We start from the raw sequence: 13,718 nt of genomic DNA on the forward strand, positions 1-13,718 counted from the left end.
GCTCGCATGCAGCCGCCCGTCGCCGACAAGCGACCCACCAGCACCGTGATCCACGGCCACACCCGCACCGACGACTACGAGTGGTTGCGCGAGAAGGACTCCCCCGACGTCACGGCGTACCTCGAGGCCGAGAACGCCTACACCCAGGAGCGGACCGCGCACCTCGCCGACCTGCGTCAGTCGATCTTCGACGAGATCAAGGCCCGCACCCTCGAGACCGACCTGTCGGTGCCGACCCGCAACCGCGGCTACTGGTACTACGGACGCTCTTTCGAGGGCAAGGAGTACGGCGCGAGCTGCCGCGTCCCGGTCGCGGACCCGGACGACTGGACCCCTCCGCGGCCCGCCGAGGACACCGACCCGGACAAGCCGGCCCTCCCCGGCGAGGAGGTGCTGCTCGACCTCGACGCCCTCGCCCAGGGCCACGAGTTCTTCTCGGTCGGCGGCTCCGCGGTCAGCCCGGACACGAAGCTCCTGGCCTACTCGACCGACGTGGTGGGCGACGAGCGCTACACGATCCGGGTCAAGGACCTCACCACCGGCGAGCTCCGCGAGGACGAGATCGTCGGCGCGCTCGGCGGCGCCACCTGGGACCGCGCCGGCGAGAACTTCTACTACACGACCGTCGACGACGCCTGGCGCGCCGACAAGATCTGGCGGCACCGGCTCGGCACCACCCAGGCCGACGACGAGCTGGTCCACCACGAGACCGACGGCCGCTTCTGGGTCGGCGTCGGCCGCACCCGCAGCGACCGGTTCCTGGTGATCGCGTCCGGCTCCAAGACCACCTCGGAGTACCGCTACCTCGACGCCGACTCCCCCGGCGACGGTTGGCAGGTCTTCGCCGAGCGCCGTGAGGGGCTGGAGTACTCCCTCGACCACGCCGTGGTCGCCGGCGCCGACACGTTCCTGGTCCTGCACAACCAGGCCGGCCCCGACTTCGAGCTCGGCACCGCGCCGATCGCGCCGACGCCGGCCGAGGAGTGGCAGCCGCTCATCGCCCACGACCCCGCCGTACGCCTCGAGGACGTGGACGCGTTCGCCGGCCACCTGGTCGTCCACCAGCGCAGCCAGGGCCTGACCCAGCTGCGGATCCTCGAGCTCGGCGAGCAGGGTGTCGACGACGACTACCTGGTCGAGTTCGACCACGAGGTCTACACGGTCGGGTCCGCGGGCAGCCCCGGCTTCCACCAGCCTGTCGTCCGCCTCGGCTACACCACGATGGCGGTGCCGTCGTCGGTCTACGACTACGACGTCCGCTCCCGCGAGCTCACGCTGCTGCGCCGGGCGCCGGTGCTCGGCGGCTACGACCCCGCCGACTACGAGGAGCACCGGCTCTGGGCGACCGCCGACGACGGCGAGCGGGTCCCGATCTCGATCGTGGCCAAGCGCGGCTCCCGGGAGGCCGAGGGCGGCGGCACCGGGCCGGTCCCGACACTGCTCTACGGGTACGGCGCCTACGAGACCTCGATCGACCCGTACTTCTCCATCGCCCGGCTCTCCCTGCTCGACCGCGGGGCGGCGTTCGCCATCGCGCACGTGCGCGGTGGCGGCGAGATGGGCCGGCGCTGGTACGACGAGGGCAAGCTCTTCTCGAAGCAGAACTCGTTCTCCGACTTCATCGCCTGTGCCCGGCACCTGGTCGACACCGGCTGGACGACGCCCGACACGCTGGTCGCCGAGGGCGCGAGCGCCGGCGGCCTGCTGATGGGCGCGGTCGCCAACCAGGCGCCGGAGCTCTTCGCGGGGGTCGTCGCGGGCGTGCCCTTCGTCGACGCGCTGACCACGATGCTCGACGCCACGCTGCCGTTGACCGTCACGGAGTACGACGAGTGGGGCAACCCCGAGGCGGACCCGGCGGTCTACGACTACATGGCCGGCTACGCGCCCTACGACAACGTGGCCGCGGCCGACTACCCGCCGATCCTGGCGGAGACGTCGCTCAACGACACCCGGGTGCTCTACGTCGAGCCCGCGAAGTGGGTGGCGAAGCTGCGGGCGACGGCCGTGGGCCGCCGCGACGTGCTGCTCCGCACCGAGATGTCGGCCGGCCACGGAGGCGTCTCCGGGCGGTACAAGGCCTGGCACGACCGGTCGTTCTCACTCGCCTGGATGCTCGATCGCATGGGGCTGGCCGGTCGCGGCACCGCGGTCGGCCCCTGAGAAGTCCCTGAGAGTACTGCCGGCATGCAACTCCCCATCCGTCTCGGTCGTCCTTCCGAATGACGGTTCAACGTTTGACCAGGGAATCCGCTGGTCACTGTGGACGTTGAGCAAGATGTGTGGAGACGCAGCGGCGTCGCCCACCAGATGCAAGAGGAGGGCGTCCCATGGCAACACGTACTGCTTCTGCCGGCCGCGAGATCGAGGGCCGCGACAGCGTCGGCCTGTACCTCGACGAGATCGCGCGCAACCCCCTTCTCGACGCTGCCGCCGAGGTGGAGCTCTCCAAGACGATCGAGGCCGGCCTGATGGCCGAGCACCTGCTCGCCGAGGGCCGCGTCGGCCGCAAGAAGGGTGGCGCACCCATGACGGCCACCCAGGAAGAGCTCGAGTGGCTGGCGGCCGAGGGCCAGAAGGCCATCGACACGTTCATCACCGCCAACCTGCGCCTGGTCGTCTCGATCGCACGCAAGTACGGTCGCGCCCAGATGCCGATGCTCGACCTGATCCAGGAGGGCAACACCGGCCTGATCCGTGCGGTCGAGAAGTTCGACTACACCAAGGGCTACAAGTTCTCGACGTACGCCACCTGGTGGGTGCGTCAGGCGATCACCCGCGGCATCGCCCAGCAGGCCCGCGTGGTCCGGCTGCCGGTGCACGTCGTGGAGGAGCTCAACCAGGTCGGCGGTGCCCGCCGCACCCTCGAGCGCCAGCTGGGCCGCGACCCCGACCCGACCGAGATCGCCGGTGAGCTCGGCATGCCGGTCGAGCGGGTCCTCGACCTGATGGCCTGGGGGCGCGAGCACGTCAGCCTCGACTCCCCCGTCGACGAGGACGGCGACACGTCGCTCGGTGACCTGATGGCCCAGGAGACCTCGCCCGGCCCGGACCTCACCGTCCTCGACGTCGAGTCCCGCGACCGGCTCAACAGCCTGGTCGGTCAGCTCGACGAGCGGGCCGCCGACATCATCCGCTCGCGCTACGGCCTGGTCGACGGACGCCAGCACAAGCTCGCCGACATCGGCGCCAAGCACGGCATCTCCGCCGAGCGGGTGCGCCAGCTCGAGCGGGAGGCGCTCCAGAAGCTCCGCCGCATCGGCGACCCCGACCTGGCCGCCTAACCGGCCGACAGCGCCTCGAAGACCTCCGTCACCCGGTGGCGGAGGTCTTCGCGCGTCCCGGTGTTCTCGATGAGGTACGTCGCGATCGCGCGGCGCTGCTCCGGGGACGCCTGCGCCGCGATCCGCGACTCCGCATCCTCGCGGGTCCAGCCGCGGTCGCGCAGCATCCGCTCCACCTGGACCTCGGCGGGGGTCTCGACGACGATCACCGCGTCGAAGCCGTCGGCCCGGCCGGACTCCGCGAGCAACGGGATGTCGTGGACGACGATCCCGTCCTGCGGCGCGGCCGCCTCGAGCTCGGCGTACCGCTCGAAGACGAGCGGGTGCACGATGCCCTCGAGGGTCTTCCGCTTCGCCTCGTCGTTGAAGACGATCGAGCCGACCTTGGCGCGGTCCATGTCGCCGTCCTCGGTCAGGATCTCCGGCCCGAACGCCTCGACGACCTGCGCCAGGCCCGGCGTGCCCTGCTGGACCACCTCGCGGGCCAGCTTGTCGGCGTCGATCACGACCGCGCCCAGCTCGGCCAGGATGGCCGACACCGTGCTCTTGCCCGAGGCGATGCCCCCGGTGAGTCCCACTCGCATGGCGCCATCCTGCCCGACGGGTCGTGCGGGCCGGGCCGGGTAGGTTCGGAGCATGATCGAGCTGACCCCGGGCCAGGAGCTGGCGCTGACCACCGGTGACGGCCGGCCGCTGACCCGGCTGACCATGGGCGTCGGCTGGCGCAAGATCGCGACCGCGGGCGCCATCGGCACCGGTGCGCCGGACGTCGACCTGGACGCCTCGGCCGTGCAGTTCGCCGGTGACCAGCTCTTCGACCTGGCGTTCTACAACAACCTCCGGACCCGCGACGGCTCCGTCGTCCATCTCGGGGACAACCAGACCGGGCGCGGGGAGGGCGACGACGAGGCCATCACCGTCGACCTCACCCAGGTCTACGCGAAGGTCGACACGATCGTCTTCATGGTGAGCAGCTACCAGGGCCACACCCTCGAGTGGATCAGCCGGTCCTACTGCCGACTGGTCGGCGACGACGACGTGGAGATCGCCCGCGTCAACCTCTTCGGCGGCCCCTCGCAGACCGGGCTGGTGCTCGCCAAGCTGGTCCGCGACGGCGACCACTGGACGCTCGAGGCCATCGGGCAGGGCATCGACGCGAAGATCCCCACGGAGGCGGTCGCCGCGCTGCGTCGGTTCCTCTGACCGTCAGGCCACGAGCTCCCGCAGCGACCGGTCCGAGGCGAGCACCGCGTCGCGGTCGTACGTCGACGCGCTCGAGAGCACCTCGTCGGCGCCGGTGCGCTCCGCCAGCCGCTCGAGCCTGCGCCGTACCGTCGTCGGGCTCCCGGCCACGGCCCGGTCCAGCGACGCCTCGACCCGGCGCCGCACCTGCGCTGACGACGGGGCGCCGTGGACGGCGGCCACCGGCTCGAGCGGCGGGAACTCGCCGGTCTGCCGCGAGAGGGCCATCGCCCAGGCCTCGGGCAGCGCGAGCTCGCGTGCGGTCGCGTCGTCGTCGGCGACGAGGATGTCCAGCGAGATCGTCACCCACGCCGTGCTGCCGCGGTGCGGACGGAAGTCGCGACGGTAGCGACCCAGGAGGTCGGGAAGCTCGTCGGAGTCCAGGACCGGGCCGCCGACCACCACCGGCAGCCCCAGCCGCGCCGCGGTGTCGATGCCTCGACCCGTGGCGAGCAGGTGCAGCGGCAGCGGGCGACGGGCTGCTGGTCGGACGGTGATGTCGGCGGTGCCCTCGAGGTAGCCGCGCAGCTCGGCGAGATCGGCGTCGAACGACTCAGCGGCGTCGAGCTCGCGACGCAGCGCCCGACGCACCGGCGCCGTGAAGCCGAGCGAGCGGCCCAGCCCGAGGTCCACCCGGCCGGGGAAGAGTGCCTCCAGGACCAGGAACTGCTCGGCCACCACCAGCGGCTGGTGGAGCGGGAGCATCACCCCGCCCGACCCGATCCGGATCCGCGAGGTCTGCGCACCGATCGCGGCCAGCAGGACCGCCGGCGCTCCGGACGCGATACCCGGCACGGCGTGGTGCTCGGCGACCCAGTAGCGCTCGTAGCCCGCCTGCTCCGCGTGCTTCGCGCGCGCCACCGTCGCCTCCAGCGCATCGGCGTCGGGGGCGCCCACGCGGGTCCGGGAACGGTCGAGCAGCGAGAGCTTCACATCAGGGCAACACCGGGCAGCACGACCTCCATCCCGCAGCCCCGGACCGGCTCACGCCGGGCTGAAGCCACGGCACCTCGCCGCCGGCGCACGTGCAGCTCGCGGCGGTGCCGCTCCGCCAGCCCGGAGAAGGCCGGCTCGTCGACCTCGCCCAGATCACTCACGCCCAGCTCCTCCAGCAGTGCGACCGCGTTCATCAAGTCATCCTTCCGCCTGGTGTCCCGACATAGGTAGGATGGGTGCGGGCGCGAGAAGTCATCACCCCGGACGGTCAGCACAGCCGATCGTCGCGCGCCGATGGGCGCTCGAGCCATCGTGGACTCTCGCTCTGCCGTCCGACGGATGTCGTGGGCGGGACCCACCGGGATCCGGTTGACTGGTCACCTAGGACATCCCGCCCAGAATGGGCCAGCCCAGGTTTGCACATCATGATCCCAGCGGTGCCTGCCCACGAGCCACCTACGGCGACGCACGCGGCCCTGAGGAACTCTCGCGCAGCCCGGTCGATCAAGACGCCGCCAAGCGCGGAGCACTAGCGACACCCTGCAAATCCAGACCCCCGTCGGCCGCTGGTGGCATCGTGTGCACTCGAGTTTGAGTCCGCCGCCACTACTGCAGCCAGAATCTTTGCGAAACAAGGCCACCGACATGAGTCCCACACACGACCGCATGGTGGACGTCCCGAGATTCTGGACGCCGTCAGGGACCGTCTACTCGACCACGGCCTCCGGCTGGCTCGCCGATCCCGACCGCGAAGGTCTCTTCGCTCCCAACCCTCACGTCCGCATGACCCAAGAACTCGGGGCCCAGCGGTGTCTCGTGCTCCTCGGCGAGCCTGGCATGGGCAAGACGAGTGCCCTGAAGAGCAACGGACCGCTGCTCCCCGAGAGCGCCTCGGGCACTGCGGTCACCTTCGACCTTGGCACCTACACCAGCGAGGATCGGCTGGCACGCGTGGTGTTCGAGAACGAGACCGTGAGTGGCTGGGAGACCGGCACGCACACCCTCTGCCTGACGCTTGACGGCTTCGACGAGGCACAAGGCCGGATTCCGAACCTCGGCCGCCTCCTCATCAGCTACCTCGAACACTGGAGCACCGACCGGCTCTTCCTCCGCATCGCCTGTCGAACCGCCGACTGGCCGCATGCCCTGCGCGACGAACTCGCCGAGCACTTCGGCGACATCGGGGTGCACGAACTCTTGCCGCTTCGCCGAACAGACGCCCTCAGCGTCCTGGGTTCCACCGACGCCGACCCAGAGGCACTTCTCACCGCGTTCGAGACTGCGCGGATGGTGCCCCTGGCGGCTCGACCCTTGACCCTCAACCTTCTCCGGGCGTCGATCGGTCCCGATGGGTCCTTCCCGAGGTCTACCCCGGAGTTGTTCGAGCGCGGCTTGCTCGCGCTCGTCGATGAGATGAATCAGCACCGCCGCGCCACGGTAGCCACACCTGGCGCCGTGCGCGATCGCTTCAACGCGGCCACACGAATTGCTGCCATCTCGCTTCTAGGCAGCCGCCCGGCCGTCTGGATTGGTCCTGCGGCTACGGCTGACCCAGCAGACATCACCGTCGACGACTGCATCCGAGCCGACCTCCGGGTCGAGGAGCGACGCCACGCAGCGGAGGCAGTCCATGCCACGTTGCGATCGGGGATGTTCACCGGCGGCGGCGAGAACCGATTGAGCTGGTCACACGCGACGTTCGCCGACTATCTTGCCGCGAAGTGGCTGATCGACAGCAAGCTCGACGATCAGCAGATCGACTCCCTGCTGCTCGCAACCAGCAGCCAGATCTACTCCCGACTGCGCCAACTGGCCGCGTGGTTGGTCGCCTTGGACGCCGATCGCTTTCGGCGCCTGATACCAGCAGACCCGGTCGCATTCCTGGCGAGCGTCGACCTACCCGACGAGTCGGTCCGGCGCGAGTTGGTGGACGCGATCCTGCTCAAGGCTCGTGACAGCAGACTCTTCGACGACTACGAGGTCGACTTCTCTGGCCTGGCGCACGCGGACCTCGCCGAGCAACTCCGCCCAGTGCTTGCGGAGGCCGACGGTGACGCGGCCCGCATCGCAGTGCGAATCGCACGTCAGAGCCGGGTTCTCGGCGCCGTTCCAGACCTCACCCGCCTGGCGCTGAATGACGCTGCCGGACCAGGGATACGCACCTCCGCAGCGCTCGGGGTCCACGACCTTTCCGTCGCTTCGCCCAGTCACGACCTCGCCTCGCTCGTGCGTCCCGCGGACGACAGCGACCTTGAAGATGTCGCCCAGGAGGAGCTACAGGCGGCCGCGCTCATGGCCTCCTGGCCCCATGCGATCTCCACCGATGAAGTCTTCGCCGTGCTGGAACCCAGGTATCGGCGCAACTACCACGGTCTGTACTCCGTCTTCCTCAGCGACTTCGCGAACAAGCTCACCGCGGCCGACTTGGAGCCGGCATGCCGCTGGCTCCTGGACAAGCCAGACCGCGTCGACGACAGTCGACTGACTGCTCTGACACAAGCGGTCCTTAGGCTCTGCTCGGAAAATCTCCACCTCGAGCACGCGCAAGAGGTCATCACGAAGGTCGCACTGCGACGAGCAGACGAGTATCAGTCGTTGTTCGAGGATCCCGAACTGGGGACCCCCGCATTCGTGCCGTCGTTGGATACGCGTCGCGAAATCGCTCTGTTGCTGCTGGAAGCGGCGTCCGAGGAGCAGATCTGGAGCCTCGTCGAAACCCTGCACTCCAATCGGCAACCGTTGCTCGATACCGGTGACCTCACTTGGCTCCTGGATCAGTACCGCGACGCAAGGGGCGAACTTCAGGCGAACATCGGTCGCGCCGCGGAAATGCTCTACCGGCCCGAACAGACCGACCACAGCACCATCGTGTTGAGCTTGTCCGCCGATGATCCTGCTGCTGCCCTCTTTACCTACTGGCGGACCGCCATCGACCTGGCCTCACCCGAGGCCCAGTCGGCGCAAGCCAACTGGGCCAAGCATCGGGAGCGACGACGCAACCGAGAACGCCGCGAGAGCGAGGACGACAACGACGCCTGGATCAACCCACGGATCACCGAGCACGCCATCAAGGCCCGTCAGGGTGACCCTGACTCGTTCTGGCAGGCGGTTCACCTGATCACCGTCCGCCCAGGAACGACGAGACACAAGAAGATCCTCGAACCGGACCTGATCGCGCACCCTCGCTGGGAGACGTTGACCGACGCCACCCGACAGAACCTCGTCGCGGCCGCGTCGACGTACCTCGAACGCGGACGATGCCAGCCCGGAGAGTGGTTGGCGAAGGACAAGTGGTTCTACCCCGCCCAAGGGGGCTTTCGGGCACTCATGCTCCTGGCGCGCGCGAACCCTGATGCCCTTGCCAGCATTTCACCCGCGACGTGGCGCGAGTGGGCACCGATCATTGTCGAGTGGCCGGTGATGCATGACGCTGCTCGCGCCGACGACAAGCGCATGCTGCTTCGCCTCGCGCTACCGCACGCGCGCAGTGAACTCACCGCAACCGCTCTAACGCTCGTGGACAAGGCCGTGGCAGATGGCAACCACCTCCTCCTCCGCGACGAGCTCCAAGTTCTCGACTCGCCTGAACTCGCTGAAGCGCTCGCCCGCCGACTTGGCCTCATCACCGCCCCAGCTCCACGAAATGCCCTCCTCGAGGTCCTTCTGGAGAACAATCCCGCACACGTCATCCCCATCCTTCACAGCTGGATCGACGACAACGGCAGGGCTGCAGAGCCCGGACGCGCCCGCGACGCGGTGATTCGACTCTTGCATCACAACGCAGCCGAGTCCTGGCCGATGGTTGCCAACCTCCTCGGGAGCGCTCCGGCCTTCATGGAGTCCGCACTCCAGGATGGCTCGCACGCCTTCGATCGACGCGTCCCCGCATTATCCGAACCCGACCTGGCCTCGCTCTACATCTGGCTGGAGCAGCACTTCCCGTCGCAGGAGGATCCGAAGTTCGACGACGCGCACTTCATTGGTCCGCGCGAAGCCATTGGCACATGGCGCGACGCCATCCTGACCGAACTCGGCTCCACGGGTACGCGCGCGGCAGTCGACGCCGTGGACCGGATCGCTGCGGCCTTCCCAAGGCACAGTTGGATCAGCCGCATCTCAGCAACCACAGAACGTGCTGTCGGCGAAAGATCATGGTCGCCGGTTTCGCCGGAGGAACTTGACCAGCTCGCCGCCAATCGGAGCACCCGGCTGGTCCGGACTGACGCCGATCTCTTGGGTGCGGCCCTGGCGGCGCTCTTAGAACTCCAAGACCGACTTCAAGCCGACACACCGTCCGCAACCTTGCTATGGGACACCTTCGCAGGCCGCCCCAAGACCGAGGACGAGATCTCAGACTTCATCAAGATCGAACTGGACCAAAGACTGCACCGCCAAGGAGCCATCGTGAACCGCGAGGTCCAGGTGCGCCGAACCAAGCCCACAGGGCTCCCCGAACGTAGCGACCTCCGCATCGAGGCTCTGCCCGCAGACGACCGCATGAACCCCGCAACGGTGTGCATTCCCGGCGAGGTCAAAGGGGCCTGGAACAGGGACGTCGTCGGAGCACTTAGCAGTCAACTCGTAGATCGGTACATGGCGGATCTCCAGACCAACCACGGTCTCTACATTGTGGCTTGGTTCGACCAGAGGTCTTGGACCGATGCCTCTGATAGCCGAAGAGGGGCCGCGGCACGGTTCGGCGGCATCGAGGAACTGCGAGCTGCGCTTCAGAACGAGGTGGATCGGCTGACCAACCTGGGACGTCAGATCAACGTTGTCGTTCTGGACGCTTCGATCCGGCGCCAGAGTCATAGGAGCAGCTAGCGACCGACCCGGTGTTGCAATGCGCTGACCTGACCATCTGGCCGTGCCACCATGACTCCCTATGCGGACGATCAGTCAGTTCATGTGGGGCTTCCAACCGCACTTTCGCAGCAGTCTGGAGACCTTCGCCCGCCGAGCCTTCGAGTCCATTGACTTCGGTGCTGGGCCTCGCGCATACCTGATCGGCTTCGCGACCCAGCCCGGACTTCGTTTCCCCGTGTGTTTCGAATCAGAGGCCGACCCCCTGGCTCAGATCAGCTTCGCCGACATCGACGGGCTCGCCGAACGGATCTACACGGATAACCCCGAAAGCGAACTCATTGACTCCTACCGGCCGCTCCACGAGCGCAGACAACAGAATCTGCGAGATCGTGCGCGCGCGGAAGCCGTGAAGGTCACCCTCGAAGCCGCCGCGGCCGGAGCGGACCGCTACTTTTTCGTCGGAATGCCGGGCGTGGTGGACAGCGCCTATGCCGTCCACCCCATCCTGGCGTTTCCGCGCGGGAGATGGGACGCCAAGCCCGCCCTCGCTACCACCGTCTTCGATCGGTTCACCGTCGAGCGGTCGCTCCAGCACGCGCTCGTCACCGAGTTGCTGTCGAAGGCGACCTCAGCGCTCCGACAACAGGAGCCGCCGGAAGGTCTGCCGTTCATCGGTATCGACGAGAGCGAGTACGCAAACCGCGCCGCGCAAGCCCTCACCCAGTCGGTGGTAGTGCTTGCGGGCCATGCGATGCAAACCCAGCTCCACACAGCCCTCGACGCGGTCGCTTCGCAACCCTACGAAGGCCGCGCCGGATTCGGTCGCCTCATCCTTGCCGCTGACGGACACCCCGAAGTCGACGTCGCGCTCAGGTTTCTAGAGAAGGTGCCACTCGACAACGCGCGTCTCCTGCGGAAGACACTGGAGATGACCGGCGACGGCCTATACCTCCTGTGCGACGGTGAGCACGTCTTCGGCCTAGGCGCTCTCCCAGACTCGAAAGCGCCCGCTACCGAGTTCGTCGACGCTGGCACTTCGGAATCGACAGCCGCCGACTCGGAGACCCGTCTCCCCGATGAGTCGATCTTCGAGTTCGACGTCCTCGGACAAGGTGCGTGGGAACTGCGGCACCGAGACTCGCCCCTCCTGCGGGTCACGAACACGCGCGCCGGTCTCCCCCGCCCACGACTCTCCGAGGATGACTTCAAGGACCTTTCGACGCGACTCTTTCCCGAGGCATCTGCCGATGACGTCTCGGAACTCTGGACGCTGGCCGAGACCGCCGCGAGAGCGGAGCACGGCACCATGCTCGTTGTCCATCGCGCTGCCGCTCAGGAGGCAGTCCGCCTCCTCCCTCAGGCCCAGCGCCTTGAGCCCACCCGACTCTCCGCCCGCACGCTGGAGGCCGTCACTGCCATCGACGGCGCAGTCCTGGTCGATCCCCAGGCCAATTGTCACGCAGTCGGCGTCATCCTCGACGGAACATCCGTCGGCGCCGGTGACGCCGCGCGTGGAGCCCGCTTCAATTCAGCGATCCGCTATCAACATGCCGTGGGCGCCGACTGCATGGTCGTCATCGTGAGCGAGGACGGTATGATCAACGTCATTCCGCGTCTCCCGCGACGGATCCACCCATCGGCCGTGGAGCGTCCACTCGAGCAGCTCGAGATCGCATTGACTCGCGGCCCCAGCTACGACGACTTCTTCCGTGCTTGGACCCACCTGGAAGCGCTGCGGTTCTACCTCACCGACGCACAGTGCGCACGAGCAAACGCCGCACGCGAAACACTTGAGGAAGACCGGGCTAAACCCGAGCCCGACGCGCCACCGGGCCTCGGAAGGATCACTCACGTTTCTTGGACCCCGTTTGAACCCGACCCGGATATGGATGACACCTACTACCTGGCCGAGCCCGAATCGACCCCGCTGCTCGGCGAGCACGATTGATCTGGACCGGCGTCCCTCCGCTGCCGGGACCTGTGACCCTGGTGGTGCCAACGTGAATCATGTGCGCATGGATGCGCTGACGCTCGATGACCTCAGATCGCCCGATCCGCGCTCACTGCGGTTCACCTCGCGCGGGCTGAGCCTGGATTCGGCACTTTCTCCAGAGTCGGCATTGGAGTACCACCGCCATCTGCTTTCGAGCTGCGATCTGAACGACCAGGTTGCCGATGCAACGCGGAAGGCATTCGAACGGATCCGCCAACTGCACCTCCGCGGACTATTCTTCTACGACGCATACACCGTCGCCTACGACCTCTGCGCGCTGACGCTTGAACTCGCACTACGCGAACGCTTCATGACTTGGCACGACGCCGAGCCGGCCGTCCTCGAACATGCGCGAACTCAGAAGCGCGTGCCTCTGGTCGCGAAGAAGTGGGATGACATTGACGCATCCCTCCGAAAGGGCGCGCACCGCAAGGGCCCATGGGGCGTCGTCACGCAGGCAGGGACCGTTCCCTTCACCGGGAATGTCAAGACCCTCCTAGGGTGGGCACGACAGACCGGCCTGCTGCCTGGACAGCGATCTCGGGCCGTCGACGGCCTGCTTCACCAAGATCGGATCCGTGCTGGGCACATCAGCTATCACCTGGTGACTCCCGTAGATTCTGCACGCTCCATCCGAGACCTCTCCGAGATCATCAATCAACTCTGGGGCAGTTCGACCCCTGGAGGTCGACTGTTCCCCGGCCCACTGGAGCGCGAAGTCATGGCGATCGCGTGGACCGACCGCGCTCTCGGATCCATCACGATTGCGACGCGCGATCAACTCGAGAACTGGGAAGACCCAGATGCCCTCCTCTGCGTCCTCGTACTTGCGGTGCGTTTTGACGAGGGCCTGTGGAACTACGACAGCTGGTACGAGCGAACCGACTATCCGACAAGACTCCTCTGGGGTCCAGGCCCCGTTCAGGACGCAATCGAGTGGATCCGCGGCCATTCACCCATTGCTGATTCGGTCGACACGGTCGATCGCCTCTTCGTGACCCGTCACCACTCGCAGGGCGTCGACCGCCCCCTCAACCTGAACGCGGTCGCCGCAATCTCCAGTACAGACCAGACGGGTACGTGGACGGTGGTTCGTGCCGATCATCCCGCGGACGCGTTCGCGCATGCCCTTCACAGTCGCGATGGAGTCGGCTGCGGTGCCTGGTCGGGAGACGTATACGGCGCCACCGCGGAGTTTCAGTGCGCAGCCGAAGAGGTTTACATCGGCGGTTACGCAGGCTTGGAGTCCGTCTTGATCGCGAACGGATACGCGCCACCTGGCCCCCCGCCGGTCCGTGTGCAGGTGCCAGAGCTCGGTCCAACTCGGTGACCCGGAACCATCGGAAGGTCCTGGCCACGGGCGAGGGCACGTTCGAGCACCTTTGCTGAGTGAACGGACCTATCTCCTGGTCTTCCGTTGCCGAGGTGCGTCTATCGGGTCTGCTGCACGCACGGGT

General features: G+C 67.6%; 9 protein-coding genes. 6 read left to right on the forward strand and 3 right to left on the reverse strand.

What is annotated here, in order from left to right:
* Window positions 1-6 precede the first annotated feature (6 nt).
* Window positions 7-2,163 (forward strand): S9 family peptidase, encoded by a 2,157-nt coding sequence (locus tag PD653B2_RS16825; RefSeq protein WP_085873551.1) that lies wholly within the window; start codon window positions 7-9, stop codon window positions 2,161-2,163.
* Between the two features lie 167 nt (window positions 2,164-2,330).
* Window positions 2,331-3,284 carry a sigma-70 family RNA polymerase sigma factor gene (locus PD653B2_RS16830; protein ID WP_085873552.1) on the forward strand — a complete coding sequence of 318 codons (954 nt, stop codon included), beginning with the start codon at window positions 2,331-2,333 and terminating at the stop codon, window positions 3,282-3,284.
* Here the strand turns inward: PD653B2_RS16830 and coaE are convergent.
* Complete coding sequence (coaE, locus tag PD653B2_RS16835; RefSeq protein WP_085873553.1) at window positions 3,281-3,868, reverse strand: dephospho-CoA kinase; 588 nt, start codon at window positions 3,866-3,868, stop codon at window positions 3,281-3,283. The genes PD653B2_RS16830 and coaE overlap by 4 nt on opposite strands.
* A gap of 52 nt (window positions 3,869-3,920) precedes the next feature.
* Here coaE and PD653B2_RS16840 point away from each other — a divergent pair, with 52 nt between their 5' ends.
* Window positions 3,921-4,487, forward strand: coding sequence for a TerD family protein (locus PD653B2_RS16840; RefSeq protein ID WP_085873554.1), 567 nt, complete (start codon window positions 3,921-3,923; stop codon window positions 4,485-4,487).
* Between the two features lie 3 nt (window positions 4,488-4,490).
* Here PD653B2_RS16840 and PD653B2_RS16845 read toward each other — a convergent pair whose 3' ends face one another.
* Window positions 4,491-5,459: an MsnO8 family LLM class oxidoreductase gene (locus PD653B2_RS16845; RefSeq protein ID WP_085873555.1), complete on the reverse strand. Its 969-nt coding sequence runs from the start codon at window positions 5,457-5,459 to the stop codon at window positions 4,491-4,493.
* A complete protein-coding gene (locus PD653B2_RS25375) occupies window positions 5,456-5,656 on the reverse strand; it encodes a hypothetical protein (protein ID WP_085873556.1) in 201 nt (66 codons plus the stop codon). Before PD653B2_RS25375 ends, PD653B2_RS16845 begins: the two co-directional genes overlap by 4 nt.
* 451 nt (window positions 5,657-6,107) lie before the next feature.
* On the opposite strand from PD653B2_RS25375, the gene PD653B2_RS16855 reads away from it, so the two are divergent.
* The 3 genes from PD653B2_RS16855 to PD653B2_RS16865 all read left to right on the forward strand — a co-directional run bounded on the left by PD653B2_RS16855 (window position 6,108) and on the right by PD653B2_RS16865 (window position 13,591).
* Entirely contained in the window at window positions 6,108-10,286 is a 4,179-nt protein-coding gene (locus PD653B2_RS16855; RefSeq protein ID WP_133059111.1) for an NACHT domain-containing protein, read from the forward strand.
* A 61-nt stretch (window positions 10,287-10,347) separates the two neighbouring features.
* Window positions 10,348-12,216: a diadenylate cyclase gene (locus PD653B2_RS16860; RefSeq protein WP_085873558.1), complete on the forward strand. Its 1,869-nt coding sequence runs from the start codon at window positions 10,348-10,350 to the stop codon at window positions 12,214-12,216.
* Window positions 12,217-12,283: 67 nt separating this feature from the next.
* On the forward strand, window positions 12,284-13,591 hold the full coding sequence (locus tag PD653B2_RS16865; protein ID WP_133059112.1) for a hypothetical protein: 1,308 nt from the start codon (window positions 12,284-12,286) through the stop codon (window positions 13,589-13,591).
* The last annotated feature ends 127 nt before the right edge of the window (window positions 13,592-13,718 follow it).

This window comes from Nocardioides sp. PD653-B2 (assembly GCF_002117935.1).
Lineage (GTDB): Bacteria > Actinomycetota > Actinomycetes > Propionibacteriales > Nocardioidaceae > Nocardioides.